This window comes from Bacillus paranthracis, assembly GCF_001883995.1.
Classification (GTDB): Bacteria; Bacillota; Bacilli; order Bacillales; family Bacillaceae_G; genus Bacillus_A; species Bacillus_A paranthracis.
Map to the genome: position 1 here is coordinate 182,426 of NZ_MACE01000013.1, position 21,728 is coordinate 204,153.

Annotated in this window: 21 protein-coding genes; 3 read left to right on the top strand and 18 right to left on the bottom strand. The window is 33.9% G+C overall.

From position 1 onward, the window contains the following. Window positions 1–38 precede the first annotated feature (38 nt). From BAQ46_RS04835 to BAQ46_RS04865, 7 genes are all read right to left on the bottom strand, one after another. Entirely contained in the window at window positions 39–1,580 is a 1,542-nt protein-coding gene (locus BAQ46_RS04835; protein ID WP_000566937.1) for an acyl-CoA carboxylase subunit beta, read from the bottom strand. A 2-nt stretch (window positions 1,581–1,582) separates the two neighbouring features. Next, window positions 1,583–2,371 (bottom strand): enoyl-CoA hydratase, encoded by a 789-nt coding sequence (locus BAQ46_RS04840; RefSeq protein ID WP_048557840.1) that lies wholly within the window; start codon window positions 2,369–2,371, stop codon window positions 1,583–1,585. Window positions 2,372–2,375: 4 nt separating this feature from the next. Further along, complete coding sequence (gene mvaB / locus BAQ46_RS04845) at window positions 2,376–3,287, bottom strand: hydroxymethylglutaryl-CoA lyase (protein WP_000775434.1); 912 nt, start codon at window positions 3,285–3,287, stop codon at window positions 2,376–2,378. A 21-nt stretch (window positions 3,288–3,308) separates the two neighbouring features. Next, window positions 3,309–3,524 (bottom strand): acetyl-CoA carboxylase biotin carboxyl carrier protein subunit, encoded by a 216-nt coding sequence (locus BAQ46_RS04850; RefSeq protein ID WP_001985297.1) that lies wholly within the window; start codon window positions 3,522–3,524, stop codon window positions 3,309–3,311. Window positions 3,525–3,550: 26 nt separating this feature from the next. Continuing rightward, complete coding sequence (locus BAQ46_RS04855; protein WP_000486740.1) at window positions 3,551–4,888, bottom strand: acetyl-CoA carboxylase biotin carboxylase subunit; 1,338 nt, start codon at window positions 4,886–4,888, stop codon at window positions 3,551–3,553. Window positions 4,889–4,903: 15 nt separating this feature from the next. Further along, the gene (locus tag BAQ46_RS04860) at window positions 4,904–6,049 is read right to left on the bottom strand and encodes an acyl-CoA dehydrogenase (RefSeq protein ID WP_000397274.1); all 1,146 of its coding nucleotides are present in this window, start codon (window positions 6,047–6,049) and stop codon (window positions 4,904–4,906) included. A 216-nt stretch (window positions 6,050–6,265) separates the two neighbouring features. Beyond that, on the bottom strand, window positions 6,266–7,234 hold the full coding sequence (locus tag BAQ46_RS04865; RefSeq protein ID WP_071741703.1) for a YbgA family protein: 969 nt from the start codon (window positions 7,232–7,234) through the stop codon (window positions 6,266–6,268). A gap of 233 nt (window positions 7,235–7,467) precedes the next feature. Between BAQ46_RS04865 and BAQ46_RS04870 the strand changes: the two genes are divergently transcribed. Next, entirely contained in the window at window positions 7,468–7,767 is a 300-nt protein-coding gene (locus tag BAQ46_RS04870) for a WGxxGxxG family protein (RefSeq protein ID WP_071741704.1), read from the top strand. Window positions 7,768–7,890: 123 nt separating this feature from the next. Here the strand turns inward: BAQ46_RS04870 and BAQ46_RS04875 are convergent, their stop codons facing one another. The 7 genes from BAQ46_RS04875 to BAQ46_RS04905 form a co-directional block, all read right to left on the bottom strand. Further along, entirely contained in the window at window positions 7,891–8,544 is a 654-nt protein-coding gene (locus BAQ46_RS04875) for a TetR/AcrR family transcriptional regulator (RefSeq protein WP_071741705.1), read from the bottom strand. Between the two features lie 24 nt (window positions 8,545–8,568). After that, window positions 8,569–9,588: an ABC transporter permease gene (locus BAQ46_RS04880; RefSeq protein WP_071741706.1), complete on the bottom strand. Its 1,020-nt coding sequence runs from the start codon at window positions 9,586–9,588 to the stop codon at window positions 8,569–8,571. Further along, on the bottom strand, window positions 9,585–10,310 hold the full coding sequence (locus BAQ46_RS04885) for an ABC transporter ATP-binding protein (protein ID WP_000812699.1): 726 nt from the start codon (window positions 10,308–10,310) through the stop codon (window positions 9,585–9,587). The genes BAQ46_RS04880 and BAQ46_RS04885 overlap by 4 nt, the downstream gene beginning before the upstream one ends. Before the next feature lie 185 nt (window positions 10,311–10,495). Beyond that, window positions 10,496–10,747, bottom strand: a complete 252-nt coding sequence (locus BAQ46_RS04890) for a hypothetical protein (protein WP_000548624.1) — start codon at window positions 10,745–10,747, stop codon at window positions 10,496–10,498. Window positions 10,748–10,962: 215 nt separating this feature from the next. Continuing rightward, window positions 10,963–11,805 (bottom strand): metallophosphoesterase, encoded by an 843-nt coding sequence (locus BAQ46_RS04895; RefSeq protein ID WP_000827833.1) that lies wholly within the window; start codon window positions 11,803–11,805, stop codon window positions 10,963–10,965. Between the two features lie 248 nt (window positions 11,806–12,053). Beyond that, window positions 12,054–12,980, bottom strand: a complete 927-nt coding sequence (gene bla / locus BAQ46_RS04900) for a class A beta-lactamase Bla1 (protein ID WP_071741729.1) — start codon at window positions 12,978–12,980, stop codon at window positions 12,054–12,056. A 230-nt stretch (window positions 12,981–13,210) separates the two neighbouring features. Next, window positions 13,211–15,343, bottom strand: a complete 2,133-nt coding sequence (locus BAQ46_RS04905) for a peptidoglycan D,D-transpeptidase FtsI family protein (RefSeq protein ID WP_071741707.1) — start codon at window positions 15,341–15,343, stop codon at window positions 13,211–13,213. Window positions 15,344–15,706: 363 nt separating this feature from the next. Between BAQ46_RS04905 and BAQ46_RS04910 the strand changes: the two genes are divergently transcribed. Then, window positions 15,707–17,473 carry a peptidoglycan D,D-transpeptidase FtsI family protein gene (locus tag BAQ46_RS04910; protein WP_000903322.1) on the top strand — a complete coding sequence of 589 codons (1,767 nt, stop codon included), beginning with the start codon at window positions 15,707–15,709 and terminating at the stop codon, window positions 17,471–17,473. An 11-nt stretch (window positions 17,474–17,484) separates the two neighbouring features. Here the strand turns inward: BAQ46_RS04910 and BAQ46_RS04915 are convergent, their stop codons facing one another. The 4 genes from BAQ46_RS04915 to BAQ46_RS04930 all read right to left on the bottom strand — a co-directional run bounded on the left by BAQ46_RS04915 (window position 17,485) and on the right by BAQ46_RS04930 (window position 20,666). Beyond that, window positions 17,485–18,312 (bottom strand): hypothetical protein, encoded by an 828-nt coding sequence (locus BAQ46_RS04915; RefSeq protein WP_001060776.1) that lies wholly within the window; start codon window positions 18,310–18,312, stop codon window positions 17,485–17,487. After that, window positions 18,302–18,835: an RNA polymerase sigma factor gene (locus tag BAQ46_RS04920; RefSeq protein WP_061184417.1), complete on the bottom strand. Its 534-nt coding sequence runs from the start codon at window positions 18,833–18,835 to the stop codon at window positions 18,302–18,304. Before BAQ46_RS04920 ends, BAQ46_RS04915 begins: the two co-directional genes overlap by 11 nt. A 222-nt stretch (window positions 18,836–19,057) precedes the next feature. Continuing rightward, a complete protein-coding gene (locus tag BAQ46_RS04925; RefSeq protein ID WP_116777223.1) occupies window positions 19,058–19,678 on the bottom strand; it encodes an SGNH/GDSL hydrolase family protein in 621 nt (206 codons plus the stop codon). Between the two features lie 328 nt (window positions 19,679–20,006). Further along, entirely contained in the window at window positions 20,007–20,666 is a 660-nt protein-coding gene (locus BAQ46_RS04930; protein ID WP_071741709.1) for a CatB-related O-acetyltransferase, read from the bottom strand. 454 nt (window positions 20,667–21,120) lie between these two features. Here BAQ46_RS04930 and BAQ46_RS04935 point away from each other — a divergent pair, with 454 nt between their 5' ends. After that, window positions 21,121–21,591, top strand: coding sequence for a DUF5065 family protein (locus BAQ46_RS04935; protein ID WP_029438359.1), 471 nt, complete (start codon window positions 21,121–21,123; stop codon window positions 21,589–21,591). Window positions 21,592–21,728 lie beyond the last annotated feature (137 nt).

Consider the following 21,728-nt stretch of genomic DNA (forward strand, 5'->3'; position numbering starts at 1 on the left):
CCTTGACTTTTTGAGCAAGAAAGCCCTAAATAGGGCTTTTAAACTGGATAAACCGGATGTTTACGATCCGTAAATACTTGATATTTACTCATATACATTTCGAATCGTCCTTTTAACTCTTCTCTTAAATTGTTTGGATGAACAATACCATCAATGACCATCTCTGATGCTAAATGGTAAATATCAATATCCTTCTTATACTCTTCGCGTTTTTCAGCAATGAAGCTATCACGCTCTTCTTCTGGTAAAGCTGCAATCTTATTTGCATATACAGCATTGACCGCGGCTTCTGGACCCATTACCGCAATAGAAGCTGTCGGTAATGCTAGGCAGCAATCTGGCTCAAAGGCTGGACCTGCCATCGCATATAAACCAGCACCATATGCTTTACGAACAACGATAGAAATTTTCGGTACAGTTGCTTCACTCATTGCGGAAATCATTTTTGCACCGTGACGAATAATACCAGCACGTTCTACTTTTGTACCAATCATAAATCCAGGTACATCTGCAAGGAACAATAACGGAATATGATATGCATCGCATAAATTAATAAACTTCGCTGCTTTATCAGCTGAATCGTGGAATAATACGCCGCCTTTCATTCGCGGTTGATTTGCAATAATACCTACTGGCTTACCATCAATACGTGCTAAACCTGTAATGAGTTCTTGAGCAAATAATTTTTTCACTTCATAGAAAGAACCTTCATCAATAACTCTATTAATAAGATCTTTCATATTGAAAGGAGCATTTTGATTTTCTGGAATGATTTCTTCTAACGTTTTATCGAATTGTTTCGGTTCTTGAGGTGTAACCAATGGAGTCTTTTCTAAGTAGTTATTTGGAAAATATGAAATGTATTGTCTTGCTTGTGTAATCGCATCTTCTTCTGTCTTACATAAAACATCTCCGCATCCTGATACAGAGCAATGCATACGAGCTCCGCCCATCTCTTCTAAAGTTACCTTCTCACCGATAACCATCTCAGCCATACGAGGAGATCCTAAATACATAGATGCATTTCCTTCTACCATCATTACAACGTCACAAAAGGCTGGAATATAAGCACCACCAGCTGCAGAAGGTCCAAATAATAAGCATACTTGCGGGACTTTACCTGATAATTTCACTTGATTATAGAAGATTCTTCCTGCCCCGCGGCGCCCTGGGAACATTTCAACTTGATCAGTAATACGCGCCCCAGCAGAGTCAACTAAATAAAATAACGGAACACGTAATTTTTCTGCCGTTTCTTGAATACGTAAAATCTTTTCAACTGTACGTGCGCCCCATGAACCAGCCTTTACCGTAGAATCATTTGCCATTACGCATGCAGTACGACCATGTATTTTACCCGTTGCAGTTATAACACCATCAGCAGGTAATCCTGTTTGTTCACAATTTGCAAATAATGCATCTTCTACATATTCACCATTATCAAATAAAAGAGCTAAGCGATCTCGAACGAATAGTTTACCTTTCGCTTTGTTTTGTTCATGATATTTTGGTGCGCCGCCTTGTTTAATCGTTTCAACTCGTTCTTCAAATGTATTCGATTGTTCTTTTTGATCTATCATATTTACTCCCCCTTATACATTGGTGTGCGTTTTTCCTTGAATGCCTGTAATCCTTCTAATCTATCTTTCGTATGGATTACACCTTCATACGCTTGTTTTTCCATTTGTAATCCGGTATGTAAATCAACTTGAATACCGTTTGAAATTGCTTCTTTCGCTAATCGAACAGCAATAGGACCATTACTAGCAATTTTCTCTGCTATTTCAATCGCTTTCTCTTCAAGTAAATGAGGTGGTACAACAAATTCTACTAGACCATATTCTTTTGCTTCTTGTGCTGAAATACGTCTACCTGTATAAATTAATTCTTTCGCTCTACCAACACCAATTAATCTTGGCAAACGCTGCGTGCCACCTGCTCCTGGTATAATTGCAAGTGTAGTTTCAGTAAGACCAAGACTTGCAGATTCAGCCGCAAGTCTAAAATCACAAGCTAAACTTAATTCCGTACCACCACCAAGTGCGATTCCATTTATAGCAGCAATAACTGGCTGTGGTAATTGTTCAACCATTTCCATAGTAGTGCGAATCATACTAACAGCATGGCGAACTTGTTCTTCATTCATGCCAGCACGTTCTTTTAAATCAGCACCAGCACAAAACGCTTTTTCACCAGCACCTGTTAGAATAACTACACGAGTATTTGACTCTTCATTTATTTGAGTTAAAATGTTTTGTAACTCTTCTAATAAAGCTAAAGATAATGAGTTTGCTTGTCTTTCACGATCTAAGGAAATCTTTACAACGTGCGGTGTTACATAATCAACTGAAATGTTTTGTAATTGTAGCATCTTCTCACCTACTTATCGTTTTATGTTGAAGCGCTCTATACACATGACTCGGTAATTGGATATTTAATTTACTCTGAATAAATTGACTCGCTCTCAATAACTTCTCTTCATCAATATTCGTTTGGACCCCTAACTTATGGAGCATATGAACTAAGTCATCAGTTGCAACATTACCTGATGCTCCTGGTGCATATGGACATCCCCCAAGGCCACCACAAGAACTATCAAATGTTGTAATACCATATTCTAAAGACTTTACTACATTCGCAAGAGCCATTCCGTACGTATTATGGAAGTGCATTGCAAACTGCGAAGCATCATATTTCTTTAATAAATGCTCTAATACTCGCTCTACTTGTAGTGGATTTGCTACTCCGATTGTGTCACCAAGAGACACTTCATAAATGCCGTATGAAAATAGTTGATCACATAATTCGTCAACTGCTATGACGCTTATATCCCCTTCATAAGGACATCCAAATACAGTAGAAACATAGCCTCTTACTTTTTTCCCTTCGAATAATGCCTGTTTTGTTATATCTTCAATTACAACTAATGCTTCTTTAATTGATTTATTAATATTACTTTTATTATGAGATTCACTTGCTGATAAAAAAACATTCACCTCATCTACATTTTGCAAAAAAGCTCGTTCCAAACCATTTTGATTTGGAACAAGCGCTGCATATGTAACATTTGGGTCCCTTTTCAGCTCTGAAAACACATCATTTGCATCTGCTAATGCAGGGACCCATTTAGGGTGAACGAATGAGGAAACTTCAACGTACGATAATCCCGCCTCTGTAAGTAGTTGGATCCATTTTACTTTATCTTTTGTGCCAACAATCTTTTTTTCATTTTGTAAGCCATCACGTGGCCCGACTTCTTTAATGACAGCAAAATTAGGTAGTTTCAATTCGCTTCCCCCTATATCTCCCTATTCAATTTCTAGTAATACATCTCCTTCATTTACAAAATCGCCTTCTTGCACATTAATTTTCATAACTGTGCCAGCTTCTTCTGAAACGATTGGAATTTCCATTTTCATAGATTCCAAAATGACGACATCTTGCTCTTCCTCTACTGTATCTCCTACTCCTACAACAATCTTCCATACATTTCCTGCCATCGATGCATATACTTTCGTCATCATTTTTTCCCCCTTAGTATTGTTAAATCTTATTTTTTAACAAGTTGTTTCGTTACAAAACCCGTTGTATAAATACCACTTTTGAACACATCATCTTCCAATACTTGAAGCAGCATTGGCGTGTTCGTTTTAATACCTTCTACTTTTAATTCTTCTAGAGCATCATGTAATTTCGAAATTGCTTCTTCACGCGTTTCACCATGAGCAATGACTTTCGCAATCATTGGATCATAGAAAGGTGTAATCGTTACTTGATTCTCCAAAAAGTGATCAATACGTACATTTGTTGGAAGCGTTAAATTTGTAATTTTCCCAGGTGATGGGAAGAAAGTTTTCGGATCTTCTGCATAAATACGTGCCTCGATGGCATGACCACTACGTTTTACATCATCTTGTGTAAACGATAATTTTTCACCACATGCAATTAGAAGTTGTTGTTCTACAAGATCTAAACCAGTAATTTCTTCTGTAACTGGATGCTCTACTTGTAATCTCGTATTCATCTCTAAGAAATAGAAGTTCTTCTGATCATCTACTAGAAATTCAACTGTACCAGCATTTGTGTATCCTAGAGCTTTGGCAGCTTGTACAGCAACTTCACCCATCGCTTTTCGTGTACCTTCATCTAAAAATGGTGAAGGTGCTTCTTCAATTACTTTTTGATTTCGGCGCTGTACTGAACATTCACGCTCCCATAAATACACTGTGTTACCATGTGTATCTGCTAAAAGCTGAATTTCAATATGATGTGCATCTGCAATATAGCGCTCTAAATACATTTCTCCGTTACCGAAGAAGTTTTGTGCTCTCGTTTTGTTGCTTTCAAATGCTTTGGTGAGCGTTTGCTCAGTTTCCATCAACTGCATTCCAATGCCTCCGCCGCCTGCGGATGCCTTCAACATTAATGGGTAACCAATTTGTTTAGCAATTTCAATTGCTTCTTCAGCAGTTTCAATATTTGTAGTAATACCCGGAACTACTGGCACATCTGCAGCTTGCATCGCAATACGTGATTCGATTTTACTTCCCATCTTCGTAATGATTTCTTCTGATGGACCGATAAATACGATTCCTTCTTCTTTACAACGAACCGGAAAAGATGGATTCTCAGATAATAATCCATACCCCGGATGGATTGCTTCAGCATTTGTCTTCTTAGCTATTTCAATAATTTTTTCAAGGTTTAAATAGCTTTCTTGGACACGCGGCCCACCTACTAAGTAAGCTTCATTTGCCATTTTTACATGCAAGGCATTTTCATCTGCCTCAGAATAAATAGCAACAGTGCGAATGCCAAGTTTTTGACAAGTTTTCATAATACGAACTGCAATTTCCCCGCGATTAGCAATTAATATTTTTTGAAACATAGTGATTCCTCCTTTTTATCTACATCCTAAATGTCTAGCAATTACGAGACGTTGAATTTCAGAAGTTCCTTCACCAATTTCTAATAGTTTTGCATCACGAATATGTCGTTCTACTTCATATTCACGCATATAGCCGTATCCACCGTGAATTTGTACCGCTTGATTTGCAATACGACTAGCAGCCTCAGATGCGAAAAGTTTTGCCATAGCCGCTTCTTTACCGAACGGTTTATCGTTATCTTTTAACCAAGCTGCTTTATGTACTAAATTACGCGCTAGCTCTACTTCAGTCGCCATATCAGCTAATTTAAATTGAATCGCTTGGAAATTAGAAATTGACTTTCCAAATTGTTGACGTTCTTTCGCATATTGCAATGCACGTTCAAATGCAGATTGCGCAATACCAACAGCTAATGCTGCAATTGAAATACGTCCTCCATCAAGTGTATATAAGAATTGTTTAAATCCTTTATTTACATCACCAAGAATATTTTCTTTCGGTACACGTACACCATCAAGTACGATTTCACAAGTATTAGAAGCACGTACGCCCATCTTATCGTAAGGGCTTGAAATCGTTAACCCTTCACTAGTAGTCGGTACGATAAATGCAGAAATACGTTTTCTACCATTCTCTTCAACACCGTTGACAGCGGTTACAATAATTGTATTTGCATACTCTGCATTTGTAATCCAACACTTCTCACCACTAATAACATACTCGTCTCCGTCTAATATAGCTTTCGTTTGTGTGCCACCTGCATCAGATCCAGCATTCGGCTCAGTTAATCCGAAAGCACCTAAAGTTTTGCCTGATGCCATTGGAACTAAATATTTCTGTTTTTGTTCTTCTGTACCGAAATAATAAATTGGAGAAGCACCTAATGAAATTGTTGCAGCGTAACTTAATCCTGTCCCACCACAAGCACGACCAATTTCTTCAACTGCTAACGCGTACGATACTGTATCGCCACCTGAACCTCCATACTCTTCTGGGAATGGGATGCCTAATAATCCTAGTTCGCCCATTTTTTGAAATGTTTCATATGGAAACTCTGCAGTTTTGTCATAATACACAGCTTTCGGTGCGATTTCCTTTTCAGCAAAGTCACGTACCATTTCTTTAATCATTTGTTTTTCGCGAGTTAGAGTAAATTCCATTCCGCTACACACCCCTTATCGAATATTGAGTTTCGACAGCGTGCGAGTTTCTACTACAAACATTACGAATGAAAAGACAAGAACATTAGTTAGATAATTGTTATAATTCTGTCATAATTTAATTTTAAAACAGATTCTGTACTAATGCACAAAAAAATTCCTACATTGTTCTACAACAACATAGGAGTTTTCTTGTCGAATTATGTAATTTTATGTTTAATAATCTCTACCTTTACCTGAATCTGAAATCTCTACTAAAGCTTCAGGATATGGTTCGAAATATGTTTGTCTTAATAAATACTTTTCATCAAATCGAAGAGCCCATGATTTTAAAATTGCAAGTAAGCTACTAAGCGGAATTTTCTTTTCTATATACTTTTGTATTAAATTTAAAAAATGATCTTTTTCTTGTTTTTTCAGCTTTGTTTTAAAGTATCCAAAAATATGCTCACATACATTTACATTTGATGTATAGCGGGGTGTGCGCATAAATAATTCATATAAAGTCTTCTCATAATTTTCAAATACAACTTCAATCTTTTCATTTTTGTGATTTGCAATTATACGCCCTAATTCCTTTTGTTTCACCTGATTATATGCCATAAATAAATATTTATTATCCGACTGAAACGATACAAGATCTTTCATATTTTTATTATGTTTAATCATCTTGTAATATGCGATTGTAAATAGCCTTGTAAAGAAATGCTCTCTAATAATAAAATTCGACAATCTGCCTTCCTCTTCAATAGGAAGATGCGAAAATTTTTTTATTACTGCTCCGCCAAATAAGCCTGGTCCCTTTCCTTTTGCTGGCGCTTTTTCAAAACTAGAATGAATTTTCACATCACGCATACCACAACTTGGCGAACGATTTTTTAAAATAAAGCCATCCACATCTGATAACGTTTGTAAAAAGTCATTTGAAAACTGCTCCATTTTTTCAGTTACATCTTCTCGTGTCGACGGTTGCACAAGTCTATTCAAACCGTTTTCTTCTACAATTCGTATCGTTTCACGAGGAGTCCCCAATCCAATCTCGACTTCTGGACAAACAGGTATAAATGTAACAAATGGCTGCAAATTTCGTATAGTTACATCCGGAATCATCTCTCCATTATAACGACAAGCATCAAACTCTAAACATTTACTTACAACGATTGTAGGTTTTGCAAATTGTCGCATTTCATTACCTCCTTAATGCTAGTCCGTATAATATAAATTGTACTAATATTAACATTTTAAGCAAAGTTTGATTCCTTTAATTTTATAATTGCAAATATAGCAAATGATATATTTGCAATCATTCAACTCTATTTTCTATAAATGCGCCCTCTATAATGACGGTTTAAATACTGTGAAACGAATAATATACACATACTCTGGAGAAATTAACACGTAAGAAAGGAGGGATCGTTATGAAGAAGAAATTATCATCTATTGTAAGTGTTTTAGCACTTTCTATTATGTTTTTAGGTACATCTGCCCATGCTGAATACGATGGAACTAATATGAATAGAGTTAATAACACTGACATTTCAACTCGAGTGAATGACAATAACTTAGACAGAGTTAATAATGATGTAAGAACTCGAAATGTAAATACAACAAATGATTTAAATGATAATCGTGATAGAAATAATAATTGGGCTTGGCTCGGTTTATTAGGACTAGCAGGATTATTAGGTCTTAGAAGAAGAGACAAAGAAACACGCTGATTTAGAATGTTTTTAGTAAACAAGTACTTATTTATCAAAAATATATCATGAAAATAAATCGCCTTTTTAAAGGCGATTTATTATTTTACTTAAATATAAGATATGTAATTCACACTTCATCGATTAAATTCGTGGCGTTAATCCGTACAATATAAACTGAATCGTATTTTCAATTTCCACTTCATCATCCCATTTTTCTTCTGGCAATAATAAAAATCGTGTTAAGAGTAATCCTAACACAGCTGATAAAGTAAGTCGTAATACAGAAGCTGGAGGCATTTCAATAATTGCTCCTTCTTCTTGAAACTTTGCAATCAACTTTTTAAAATGGCAAAGCAACTCTGTTTCTACTAATTGTTGTATTTCATTTTTCAGTTCTGGCTGAAATGGCACTTCTTGAATTAATATTTTTATCATTGGAAAATGCTTTTTTGCAAATTCAAATCTATTATGAATAACAACTCTTAGAAGCCCTTCATATGATTCATACTCCGATTTAAATATTTCCTTTGCGAATGTTTGTACGAAAAATGGTGCAGCAAACTTTGTTAATGTCGGCATGACGACTGCTAATAATAAATCTTTTTTCGTTTTATAGTAGCGGAAGATTGTTCCTTCCGCTACACCAGCACGCTTTGCAATTTCACTTGTTGAAGTTGAAGCATATCCTTTTTCTCCAAACATATCAACAGCCGCCTCTAATATACGCATTTGACGTTCATTTCGTTTATCCGTGTTAGTTGCGGCAATTAATTCTTCCAGCCAATCTTTCTTCATCTATAATGCCCCTTTGTATCATCATTATATTTTTCGATGTTTCTTTAATGCAAATACATTCCCTATTGCAAATAATATTGAAAAAAGTAATAATACGGTAAGATCTAATGCAATCTCTGTAAATCCTTGATTTCGAATCATCACCTGTCTCATTGCGTCAGCGCCATATGTGAGTGGAAATAATTTCCCTAACATTTGAAGCCACTTATTCATCGATTCAATTGGAAACAAACCCGAAAAGAAAATTTGTGGCACAATGACAAGCGGTATAAACTGGATCATTTGAAATTCATTATTTGCGTATGCCGATAAAAACGTCCCTAAAGTTAATGCCGTTAAAGAAAGCATACATGTAATAAGTAGCGTTAGCCATATGGAGCCAGCTACATACAAGTCTAAAATGTAAACTGAAAAACTTACGATAATAATGGATTGTATAAATGCAAAGATCCCAAAACCAATAATATATCCTACAACTATTTCCCATCTTTTAATTGGAGTTGATAATAACCTTTCTAAAGTATCACTTAAACGTTCTCTTACGAAAGATACCCCTGATAAAATGAATACAAAGAAAAAGGTAAAGAAACCGATTAATACAGGACCAAGTCCATCAAACATTGTAAAGTTTTTAGAGCCATGTAAATAATTCACTTCAGGTTTCATAATCGATATATCGTTCTTCTCTGTACTTTTTTGTAATATTTGAAGTACAGCACGATTTTTTGACGAATCGCTACCTTCTAATACAATATTCATTTTTCCATTTTCTAAACGAATGACTGCATCTACCTTTTGATTTTCCAGCTCAGACATTGCCTTTTCTATATTATATTCATAAATTGACGCTTCCTGATTTTTCATCACTTTTACTAACTGAGCGGGCATATCAACAACAGCAATATGCGGTACATAGTCTTTTTGTGTAAACACTAGCGACAATAACCAAAGTAATAACATAGGTGCCCCAAACATCATCGCTAACGAACGTTTATCTCGAAAAAATTGGCGAATAATACGAATGATTACACCGGTAACTCTCATAATTCAGCCACCTCTTCCAACAAAAAGACATCTTCAATCCTTCCTGATGATACCCGCTTTTTCAATTCTTCAGTTGTACCAGTCGCAACTAGCTTTCCTTCTCTAATTAACCCTAGACGTTCACAAAATTCAGCTTCGTCCATAATGTGTGTCGTTACAATTATCGTTGTGCCTTTCTTTTTCAAATCATAAAATTTTGCCCAGATTGTTTTTCTAAGAAGCGGATCTATCCCCACTGTTGGCTCATCTAAAATTAATATTTCTGGTTCATGAAGGAGTGCTATTGCTAATGATAAACGCTTCTTCATCCCGCCTGAAAAATGCTGCACTTGCTTTTTCATATGTTGTGATAATTGTACAAGGTCAAAAACTTCTTCAATTCTTTCTTTTTTATGCTTTCCCTTTAATCCGTACATCGTTGCCATAAAATCTGCATTTTCATATGCTGATAGTTCTTCGTATAATGCATCAGCTTGAGCCATATAACCAATTCTTTTCATTTCATTTAAATTAGGCATGTTCGTGTTGTAAACAAGCACTTCACCTTCCGTTGCTTCGTTAATACCTGCAATCAATTTAATAAGAGTCGTTTTCCCAGAACCTGAAGGCCCAACTAAACCAAATATCTCTGCTTTTTCAACTTGTAATGAAAGATTGTGTAAAACTTCTTTTTTCCCAAAACTTTTTGATACAGTCCGTAAAATAATGGCAGGCTGCTTCACGTATTCTTCCCCCTTCTCTAAAATGAGTGAGTACTCACTTTTATTTTACTCTTGCGTAATTATATGTCAAACTTCATTGATTAGTATGTATTTTCACTCGACGACATTAAACAATGAAACAGAGTCGACATTAGAATTTTATTTCCTAAAGTCGACTCTGTTTCATTTAAACTATAAATTTTACTTTACGTTTTTAAATTCATATACTTCCTAATTCTAGCAACATCTAAAGAATATTCGATAACTAATTGCTGTAACGGTAATATAACTGTGTCGGGATATAAATGTGCATATTGTAATGTTTCTGCATATTTTTCTAATCTTTTTTCTAAATACTTTATAATTTGATCAGGATGAGTTACTAATAAACATTTACAATAATAATGTATTTGTTCCTCAATCGCCGTATACTCTTCAATTTCGTATTCTTTATGCATGTGTACACCCCTTTAAGTTTTTTACATGAATTACTTATCACACTTTTCACTCGACAAATTTTAAGTTTTTTGATTATTTACACTATAACAAACACTGAGGGTCAAATTTTGTTACTTTATGTAACGTAGAAAATTTTTAACAAAATTGTAATGTTTACTCCTGCAAAATACAGAAAGCCCCTTTACTCATTTTTGTATAAAAAAAATCGTACAGCTTAATTTAGCTGCACGACTACAAGTTCTGGCCTATTCAAAATCCTTTGCGGAATGATACTATTACCTAATCCTCTACTTACTACCATAGACGTATTTTGTTCTTCATATAAACCAGCTGTATATGTAGGGAATACCCCTTGATTCGGAGCAACTAACCCGCCAATAAATGGCAATCTAACTTGCCCTCCATGAGCATGACCCGATAATACTAAATCTAGTTGCTCATCAGCGTATTCTGTCAAAAATTCAGGCCTATGGGATAATAATACATCAAATGTATTTGGAGGCATTTCAAATTTCGCTTTTAAAATTGCATCTTTTACAATATTTCCTTCATCACGGTTTCCAGTTACAAACTCCGGATCATCAATACCTAGCAAGTTTATTTCTTGCTCACCCTTTCGAATGCCTACATGTTCATTCCTTAAAACATTGACATCATATTTCTTCAACTCTTTTTCTAAACGGTTATACTTTCCAGACCATTGTTCATGGTTTCCTGTCACAAAATATACAGGATACTTCTTTACAATTTCTCGTATTAATTGCATACTAACTTCTGCATCGTATGATTTACTGTCAATTAAATCACCCGTAATCGCAATAATATCTGGGTCTATGCTTTCAATTTTTTGAATTAATACACCTTGCTTATTGCCAAATTGTTTATTGTGTAAGTCTGAAATTTGTAGAATTTTATACCCTTTAAAAGAGGAGGGTATTTTACTAGAGGTTATTTTAACCTCAGTTATACCTATTAAATTGTTCTGTAAATATAAAAAAGTAATAAAAGCTACTAATATGCCAATAAACAATATGATTCTATTAATATTTCTCTTCATATTCTCTCCTTTTATTTTTATAAAACACTTATTTTATGTTAACAGAATTATATGATACATTTTTGATTTTTATTGAATATAGTACAGTACATGAAATTTCACATCGGATACGTCATATATATTTATTTTACCTTTATCCTCTTAATAATAAAAACACAAAAACGATTCTTTTCATACGAAAAAGAATCGTTTTCTAATTTTATACATCCAATAACATATGGTAAAGAACTGAAATAACTAAGAGATTATTATTTAATAGCATCGATTACAACTTCAGCCGCCTCTTTAATTAGTTGATTATCATAGGTAGCCTCTTTCTCATCTTTACTAGATAAAATTGCGATGATAATAGGTGATCTATTTGGTGGCCAAACGATAGCAATATCATTTCTTGTCCCGTAACTTCCAGCTCCTGATTTATCTGCAACTACCCAATCAGTTGGCACGCCTGCCCGAATAAGTTTGTCTCCTGTAGCATTCCCTTTCATCCAATCTGTAAGAATGTTACGCTTTTGATGCGGAAGCGCATTTCCGACCGTAAAATCTTTAAGATTCCTAGCAATTGCTTTTGCTGTACTAGTATCACGAATGTCTCCTGGAATAGCCTCGTTTAACTCTGTTTCAAAGCGATCAGACATAGTAACCCGATCCCCCATCTTTCTAAGCGCTTTTTCATATCCTTTCGGTCCGCCTATTTTATGAAATAAAATGTTCCCTGCAGTATTATCACTATAACGAACAGCAGCCTCCGCAATTTCTCCTAGTGTCATTCCAGTATCTACATGTTTCTCTGTAACAGGTGAATAATCCACTAAGTCTTCTTTCGTATAAGTAATAACTTCATCTAATTTCTTAGTAGAGTTCTGTTGCAGTAATACCCCTGCCGCTAAAGCCTTGTAAGTTGATGCAAAGGCAAACCTTTCGTTAGGTCGATAAGCGATTGTTTGATTTGTACCAGTATCAATCGCATATACACCTAATCGAGCATCAAATTTTTTCTCAAGTTGAGAGAACTCTTTATGCGTCGCCTGATTTTTATGTTTCACTTGTCCAGTCTTTTCTTTCGCTTCAACTTGCAATGGTCCTCCTGTAAAAGCTTCTAGGCTTGTAAGACTTAAACCTAATATACCAACGCATATTCCTATTTTTAGCAGCCTCTTGTTTTTCAAAATCATCATTCCTTTCAAATTCTTAACACTTTTTTTACTTACATATAATAGACAATCACCAAAATAAATTTGTTCCATAATCTAAAAAAATTTTATAACTAATATCGGTGTTATTAACAAAATAAAGAGTAGCAACTATGATCGACGCTACCCCTTATTTCACACCTCATCTTTTTACTTATAAATGCTTTATATAAAATAGGGTCTCTTCCCCTGAGAAAAGTACACAAATTTTACTAATTTTGATTAGGACTATCTGTACTAGCACCCTCACCATGTATACGTTGCTGTTTTAAATCAAAATATGCATCTAAAACTTCCTTTCCAATTATAAAATTAATTCCACTTTTATCATTATGAAGCCACGGAACTACTACTGAGAATGCTACTTCTGGATTATCATATGGAGCATATCCAACTAACGTTAAGTTGTAACATTCCATACGTTCTCCTTTTGCATTTCTACCAATTGGATCATCTCCACCATACACAGTTTGGGCTGTCCCTGTCTTTCCTGCTGGTTTATATGGAGCATTTTTGAAATGCTTTACGCCAGTTCCATCCCCTTCTTGGAATACCCATCTAAACCCTTCTTTTATTCGATCAATATATTCTGTCTTCATATCAATCCGATTTAATACTACAGGCTCTATAGAACGAATAACTTTACCAACCGCTTCTTTAATTGATTGTTCTCGTATTTCTTGTACAATTTGAGGTTGCATTCTATAACCACCATTCGCAATCGTTGAAATATATTGAGCTAATTGCAATGGCGTATACGTATCATACTGACCGATAGAAAAATCTAGTAAAAAACCAGGTTGACTATCTACTTTTCTCGTTTGTCCAATTATTTCATTCGGTAAATCGATACCTGTTGGGACGCCTAAACCAAATTGCTTGAAATAATAGCGCATCGTATCAAATGCTTCTTGTTTAATGTCCAATGAGCCATTTGGTACGTAATTAACTCCCGCAATTTTTAAAGCTGTCTGGAACATGTATACATTCGAAGATACTTGTAAAGCTCGTAAATCATTAATATTACCAAATCCGGATACATTCCATGATTTCTTGGCTTGTGTACCTTTAAATTTCATCGGTGCATCATAAAATTGATCTCCTGAATGTATTGCTCCTGTCTCATATCCCGTTAATAAAGTAGCACCTTTTACAGCAGAACCTAGCTCATACGAAGTTGTCATGTTACCTAATGCCAAATCCTCAATCTCTAGTACTCCTTCTTTTTCTACAATCTTTTTGCCTGCCATAGATAAAATCTGTCCGTTATTTGGATTCGTCATGACGACAAAAGCTCGATCGAGCAGCGGCTCAGAACTCTTAAAAGCTCTCAAATTTTTCTCTATACTTTCTTCCACTTTCTTTTGTAATTCCATATCAATCGTTAATGTTATACTGTTACCACTTTTTCCTTTAGAGATTATTTCGGTGTTTATAATGTTTCCTGCTTTATCAGTAACATTTTTCACTTCTTCTTTTGTACCATGTAATATATCTTCATATCGCTGTTCAATATAACTTTTTCCGACACGATCATTCCGGTTATATCCACGTACTAAGTAAGAATCTAAATTTTCTTTTGGCAAACCTTCTTCACTACTCGTAATATTTCCTAATACGGAACGAAATAAATTTCCGTTTACATAATTACGTTCCCAATCAACCGTCGCATCTACTCCTGGAAATTTCGCAAGGTTTTCACTTATCCGCGCATACTCTTCATCTGTTACATCCTTTTTAATAATTTGTGGTGTTAGTTGATAACCCGAACTCATTTTACTTTTAATAGCTAACACCTTTAAATCTTGTACTGTTAATTCTGCCAATTCTACTTCTGTAACGCGACCTCGCCTTAAGTCTTCTATTTTTTTATCTAACTTTTTTCCCTCTATACCCTTTTCTTTAAACGTTTCTATATCTTTCTTAGTAATCTTTGTCTCCGCACGTTTCGAATTCAACTGCATCCAAAAATCTTTTTTATCGATATCGGTTAATTTATTTATGTCTTGTTCGGGCATTTTAAGTACTTCCGCCAAGTCTTTTGCTGTTTTTAAAATAGCTTCACTCGTAATCCCCTTTACCCTTGTATACGTAATTGTGCGAAGAGGTTTATTATTAACGACTGTTTTCCCTTCTCGATCTAAAATTTGTCCACGTGGAACTGGAATGCTAGTTGTTGCATTTTGACTACTTTCCACTTGGTTCCTATAAGCCTCTCCCTCCACAATTTGTACTTTCCCTAGCTGCATAATAATAGCTGAGAATAGTAAAAATATGCAAAGGAACATGATATTTAACCGAATAGATATATATGTCTTCTGTTTCTTTCCTTTTTGTTCTTTCATAAATCCTCCATATAATTCTTCCGAAACTCCTCACTAATACTTAAACGTTCCCTATATATTACAAACCATTATTCGGTTATAAATAGGGTCTTATCTTTTTTTCTAAATCTTTGTAAGTATTAATTCCTTTTTGTATAGCCGCGTAATTAATACATCTCCCTTCCTTTTTTTCTCTAGTTTTTTGTCACTTGCAATGTGACTCATAATATATTTACACATAGGCTGGCTAGTAACTTTTCATACTGATTATTCCTTTCTTCATGCTGTAGTACTTAATAGACAATCTAAATAATAAAGTTGTTCCACATTTACAAAAAAAATAATTAACTATAAGATGAAGTAGGCTACAAAAGGGAGGATTTTATGTTACATACAAAAATAAAAAAATGGGGATTTTTTGCGGTTCTTTCTATTGTAGGTTTGATTTTACTAATTTTATTTAAAATCAACTTCATTTCAGTTACTATCGCAACTTCTTCAGCCGAAAGAGGAAAAATCTTTGATCAAAATGGTGTAATACTAGCTACAAATAAGAAAGTTAAGTCTCTATATTGTACTTCTAATGATGAAAAGTTATCGAAACAAGATACATCAAATACATTAGCTTTTTTCGATCAATTTTCAAGTAAGTTTCAACATGATATTTCTTCAGAGAGCATAAAATCTCAATTACAACAATCTTGTAAAAAACAGACTATGCATGATATACCGTTATACTCTGATATAGCTGAGAATGAACTTGCATTCATAAACAAAAACAAACCGAATAATGTAATAATTAAAGATGAATGGATTCGATATTATCCTAAACATGAAATTGGTTCACAGGTAATTGGGTATGTAGAAAATAACCTTAATTCAAAGCATATGCCAGTTGGAAAAAGTGGGATTGAGTTGCAATATGAAGATGATTTAAAAGGAAAACCGGGTAAAACTCTTATTTTTAAAATGAATAACAAAGAGTTCTTATGGAACATTCAAAAAGTACAAAAAGGTAAGGATATCAGGCTAGCTTTAGATTCTAAATTGCAACAAAAATCAGAGGAAGCATTACGATCGCAAATTAAGAAATTACCTGATGCTAAAGCTGGTTATGCTGTAGTGAGTGATGCAAAAACTGGCGCAATTTTAACTATGGCCAACTCAGCAGTTTTTGATCCAAATATATTACATACTCATGTATCAACTAAAATAGATAACTTAAAATCACTTTCGCAAAATAAAGCAATTCAAAAATTAAAGTATGGTGAATCTTATGTAAATATGGCCTCTACTATAAAGCCACTTACTATTTTAATTGGATTAAACGAAAAACTTTTTCAACCTGAAGATACGTATTTAGATAACGGTACTTTTGAGTATGATAATCAAAATAACATTACAAATGCACCCGGAACACCAACAGGTGAGATTACACCGAGGCAGGCTATCATTAATTCATCTAACACATTTATGACAGCAAAAGTAGCTCTTCCATTATTTAACCAACATAATGGCAATATAGAAAAAGTGGCACATATATGGACAGATTATTTAATACAATTCGGCCTACGTTCTAAAACCGGGATTGATTTACCCTTTGAAGAAGACGGTCAGTATGAATTCCATCCTTCTAATAAGTTTGAAAATGGAATCTCCGCTTTATTAAATGCCTCGTGGGGCGGAAATGAAGTGCATACTCCTCTTCAACTCGCTCAATATGCAGCAACTTTAGCAAGTAAAGGTGATAAATATAAACCACAAATGGCAAGTGCTATTATTGGTCAAGATGGTAAAGAAACAAAAAAGTTTAAACCAATTTTAGAAAGTTCAAATCGTTACCCAATGAACTTTTGGAGTGTCGTACAAGGTGGAATGAGTCAAAATATAGAGGAGATTAAAAAGTTGCCCTTTGACGTCGCTGGTAAAACAGGTATTACAGGTTTTCCGAATGAGCAAGCAAGAATGATAAATCATTCTCTATTCATTGCATATGCTCCTACCGAAGATCCACAGATTGCCGTTTCTGTCGTTATTCCTGGAAGTAATTCAGAAAAAAACATTGCTGCTCTCGTTACATCAGAAATTTTAGAGTCCTGGAATACTCTTCAAAAAGAGAATAAAAACAAAAAGGAAGGTTCATTAAAGTGAACCTTCCTTTTTTACCAAATAGAATCTATATTTATTATTTTCCATTCACCTTCATTATTCTTTTCAAACATAAATGAGTATTTAATGTCAGTTAAAACATACTCTTTTTGTACATATCCAGTATTACCGTTAATTGTCGATATTTTTATATATTCATCCTTCTGCGCTTTTTCTGGAATCCAAGCTTTTACCATTTCATTAGATACTTCATATAAAACTTGTGATTCTCGCTTTGGTTCAGCTAAAATTTTCGTTTTATTTCCAGTAACAGTTGCATATATAAAATGAGGTTGCTTTGGTTGGTTACTTTCTGTCAATCCACTTGGTACTTTATATACATGTTTTGTATCATTTGCAAATTCTCCCCCCATTGTAAGTGCGACTTGCAACTCATGAAAAATATCTTCATCAAACTTCAATTCATCCTTCTTATAACTCTTCCCTTTAAATTGAACTTCATCTTTTAACGCTTTATACAATTCATTTTTATTTTTTACATTTGTACTTTGATATAACTCATTCATGAATTGTTTTAATGTTGGATCTTGAGCAGACTCATCTTTTGTTTTAGGCTTAATTTGTGTACTACTTTGTACCGGTGATTTATTATTATCAAGCCAAGGTTGTTGAACAATAAAAAATAAAAATGTACAAGCTAAAACCACAACAATTGGCAATGCTTTTTTACGAAATCTTCTTGTTTGTTTTAGAGAGCCTCCCTCATTACTTTCATATATAGATTGCTTTATTTTATAAATATATTCTTCTTCGTTTTTACGGTGTTCCATTGGGCCTTTTTTTAATTTTCTATACCAGTCAGGATTTTGTTTATTGTTCATCACTACTACCCTCCCCTATTAATTTTGAAACCTTACTTCTTGCTCTACTTAATCTAGATTTTACAGTTCCAATGGATACTCCTAGTGTTTCAGCCATTTCTTCATAAGATAGTTCATATTTTGCGTCCAATATTATTATTTCACGGTGCTTTTTAGGTAGTTTTAATACAACTTTCCACACATCATTCATTTCTTCTTGCTTAAAAAACTCTTGTTCTGCCGACAGAGTTTGTTTATCGTCACTAAAAAATCCTACTAAAGATATTCTTTTAAAATAAGATGATTTCAAATAGTTTATTGCCGTATTTCTTGTGATTTTTAATATCCACGTTTTAATAGATGACTCCTTTCGAAATGAATTCCAATTTTTAAATACCTTTATAAATACATCTTGCGTAATATCATCTGATAAGTGTGGATCTTTCGTAATAATAAATGAATAATTCCATACATCTTGCCAATAGTCTTTTATAACATCGTCCAGCTCATCATGATTAAACTTTTCAATAAACGTCTGTTCCAATCTCCACACCTCAAACTTATTTGAATAAACATAAAACTACCCTCACTTTTATTATGGTTTCAATATATAGACAAGATACAAGTTTCATTTGTTCCATTTAGTTCGAGTTCTCCAATTGTATCTTTTTTAGATTTTTGATACAAAAAAGAACCCTTATACTAAGGGTTCTGCAACAGAAAATATGAAAAGCCCCCTGCGCAAGGGATTAGTTCATTCAAAAGCTTATTTAGAAGCATCATGTACAGGCAAACTACTAAAGATCAATTCAGCAACTTTTACATACCCTTTTGAATTTGGATGAATGAAATCTGTAGACCAAAGCGTATTGTCATTAACTAACGGATGACTCCAAAAGTCAACATGATGAAGCTTATACTCTCTACTCAGTGAACGTATAACATCATTTGCCTCTAATAATTGTTCTTTTATTACTCGTTTTTTTTCAGAAGCAAGAGGAAGCCTTACTGTAAAATCTGGAAGATTTGCTATCATAATATCGGCACCTGTTTTACTTAATTTATCTATCATAAATTCCATATCGTTCTTATATGTTTGAAGATTCCAACGTCCTTTTAATACATCGTTTGCACCCACAATTAGACTAACCAAATCTGGTTTAAAAGCTAATGCTTTTTCCAATTGCTGTGAGCGAATTTCTTTCGTTACTAACCCGCGCTTTGCAAAATTGGCATATTCTATATCGTTTACACACAGTTGAACAAAATGATCTACCCAGCTTTTTAATGCGATTCCCTCAACTTCATCCCCTATCCCCTCTGTAAAACTATCACCAATCGCTACAAATCGCTGCCACATATGTATTCCCCCTTTATTATGAACCATATCTATACTATACAATAGCTCACAACGTATTTGTTATTTCTAAATGGTTTTCGATTTCAATTAAATTCCATAGGAGATTTTTAAAATAGAAAAGGATAAATAGATAAAAATATTTCACATGAACAAAACATGAAAACCTACTTACTATACTCATACCAAATATAAAGTGAAACTTTAATCACTCGAGGTTGCATTCCTTCCCAACTGATTATTAGCCCTTACCTATCAGGATATCCATTAATGTGGGATAAACTTTTCATAATCAAAACTATTAATTTTTTACTACAAAAAACTACATCCTATATCGGACGTAGTTTTCCTAACAGATCTATCTAGGTTTTACTTCTTTGTTATAAAAATCATATAATAATTTAATAGATGAACTAGATAATATAGACATTGCCTTCTCAACTAATTCTCTATCCCAATCAAACCAACGCATTTCCATTAGCATATTTATTTCAGCATCAGTGAATCGTTTCTTTATTTCCTTAGCAGGATTTCCACCGACTATTGTATATGGCGGAACATTTTTACTTACAACAGATCCTGCTGCAACGATTGCACCTTCACCGATTGTAACGCCAGGCATAATAATAGCATTCATTCCAATCCAGGCATCACTTTTTATAATTGTATCGCCCTTCGGTTCATATGAATGTTCAATTTTCTCAACGAATGGATATACTGTAATCCATTCTGAGTGATGATTGTGATTACCACCCATTAAAATGACTACTCCGCTGGCAATACAAACATAATTCCCAATAATGAGTTTATCAAGATGCCATCCCATCTGTTCAATTGGATTGAAAAGTGCTCGGGACTTAGCATCCCCCCACAAATACCTTACACAGCCATCTTCAAAATTTTGATGACCATAATAACCTGAATAATAGGAGTACTCTCCTACTTCAATGAGTGGATTTGTTACTATATCTTTTATATACTTTGTTTCCGACCAATGATTAAATAATGGATGCTTCATAACTTTATTCCTCGCTTCTAAGTAGTGTAGATTTCTGCAATTTACTTAGAAGCTTACTACAACTGCTACATTTTTTAGCTTTCTCAAACGACGAATCATTATATTCAAGCCTTTCTTTTATAATAAAAAAATCATAACGTTATAAATTACATAAGTCAAATTGTAAAATTATGTACTAAACCTTAAAGTTTGAATTGAAATTTCAACATTAAAACAATCGAGCTTTTAAATAAAAAACCCCAATTATATACAATAAAGATATTTTAGCTATACAACTAACTTATTTCTTATATTAGCCTTAACTCCCTCGATATAGTTTTATTATTTATCAATTTGTCTGATAAATCAATAAATGTTAATATAATTATAGAAGATACTATCATCCATTAGATTTCACAGCTAGTTTTTCATAAAAACGATTTCTGAATCCTTAAGTAAATAGGAGGTTTAGAGGATGAAACTTTTAAGGCAAGCAACAATTATTGGTGCATTGACTGTTGGAGGATTTTTATTTTCGAATACAATTGGTACACTCCCACCTGCGTCTGCTGAATCGCAACCTACACAAAAAGAATCACGATTTTTAGATACTTGGCGGTGGCAAAACTATTTTTTATTACATCATAATGCAGACTTTATAGAAGAGTTAGCAGTTGGTGACTTAAAGCATGGAGATACATTCGATGTTACTATATATACTGGTGGTAAGGATACCGGTATTGTAAAAATATATCAATTGAGTGGAAATGAAAATGATGAAATAAACTTGCATAGATATAAAACCATTTATGACTCGGGTTTAAAACATAATTATGGTAGATTTGTAACGCCTATTACTAAGGCTTATAATCCGGGAACATATGTAGCCGTTATGAAACTTGGAGAAAATTATTATTATGGAGGCAGCTTTAAAATCTCAAAATAATTTACGTTCATCTCACCAGCAACTAAATATTGGATACTATTTTCTTAAACAAAAACCATTTTAAAATCTCCTCTACCTTATATAAGATAGAGGAGATTTTGGTTGTTTGTCCTTTTTAAAATTAGAAAAAATCCTTA

What these genes read in the sequence shown, in the direction of transcription:
- BAQ46_RS04925 (WP_116777223.1), bottom strand. Translation starts at nt 19,678, where the DNA reads ATGGTTCATAATAAAGGGGGAATACATATGTGGCAGCGATTTGTAGCG.
- BAQ46_RS04865 (WP_071741703.1), bottom strand. Translation starts at nt 7,234, where the DNA reads ATGCGACAATTTGCAAAACCTACAATCGTTGTAAGTAAATGTTTAGAG.
- BAQ46_RS04905 (WP_071741707.1), bottom strand. Translation starts at nt 15,343, where the DNA reads ATGAAAGAACAAAAAGGAAAGAAACAGAAGACATATATATCTATTCGG.
- BAQ46_RS04930 (WP_071741709.1), bottom strand. Translation starts at nt 20,666, where the DNA reads ATGAAGCATCCATTATTTAATCATTGGTCGGAAACAAAGTATATAAAA.
- BAQ46_RS04890 (WP_000548624.1), bottom strand. Translation starts at nt 10,747, where the DNA reads ATGCATAAAGAATACGAAATTGAAGAGTATACGGCGATTGAGGAACAA.
- BAQ46_RS04870 (WP_071741704.1), top strand. Translation starts at nt 7,468, where the DNA reads ATGAAGAAGAAATTATCATCTATTGTAAGTGTTTTAGCACTTTCTATT.
- BAQ46_RS04840 (WP_048557840.1), bottom strand. Translation starts at nt 2,371, where the DNA reads ATGCTACAATTACAAAACATTTCAGTTGATTATGTAACACCGCACGTT.
- BAQ46_RS04915 (WP_001060776.1), bottom strand. Translation starts at nt 18,312, where the DNA reads ATGAACAATAAACAAAATCCTGACTGGTATAGAAAATTAAAAAAAGGC.
- BAQ46_RS04860 (WP_000397274.1), bottom strand. Translation starts at nt 6,049, where the DNA reads ATGGAATTTACTCTAACTCGCGAAAAACAAATGATTAAAGAAATGGTA.
- BAQ46_RS04850 (WP_001985297.1), bottom strand. Translation starts at nt 3,524, where the DNA reads ATGATGACGAAAGTATATGCATCGATGGCAGGAAATGTATGGAAGATT.
- bla (WP_071741729.1), bottom strand. Translation starts at nt 12,980, where the DNA reads ATGATTTTGAAAAACAAGAGGCTGCTAAAAATAGGAATATGCGTTGGT.
- BAQ46_RS04910 (WP_000903322.1), top strand. Translation starts at nt 15,707, where the DNA reads ATGTTACATACAAAAATAAAAAAATGGGGATTTTTTGCGGTTCTTTCT.
- BAQ46_RS04935 (WP_029438359.1), top strand. Translation starts at nt 21,121, where the DNA reads ATGAAACTTTTAAGGCAAGCAACAATTATTGGTGCATTGACTGTTGGA.
- BAQ46_RS04835 (WP_000566937.1), bottom strand. Translation starts at nt 1,580, where the DNA reads ATGATAGATCAAAAAGAACAATCGAATACATTTGAAGAACGAGTTGAA.
- BAQ46_RS04895 (WP_000827833.1), bottom strand. Translation starts at nt 11,805, where the DNA reads ATGAAGAGAAATATTAATAGAATCATATTGTTTATTGGCATATTAGTA.
- BAQ46_RS04880 (WP_071741706.1), bottom strand. Translation starts at nt 9,588, where the DNA reads ATGAGAGTTACCGGTGTAATCATTCGTATTATTCGCCAATTTTTTCGA.
- BAQ46_RS04875 (WP_071741705.1), bottom strand. Translation starts at nt 8,544, where the DNA reads ATGAAGAAAGATTGGCTGGAAGAATTAATTGCCGCAACTAACACGGAT.
- BAQ46_RS04855 (WP_000486740.1), bottom strand. Translation starts at nt 4,888, where the DNA reads ATGTTTCAAAAAATATTAATTGCTAATCGCGGGGAAATTGCAGTTCGT.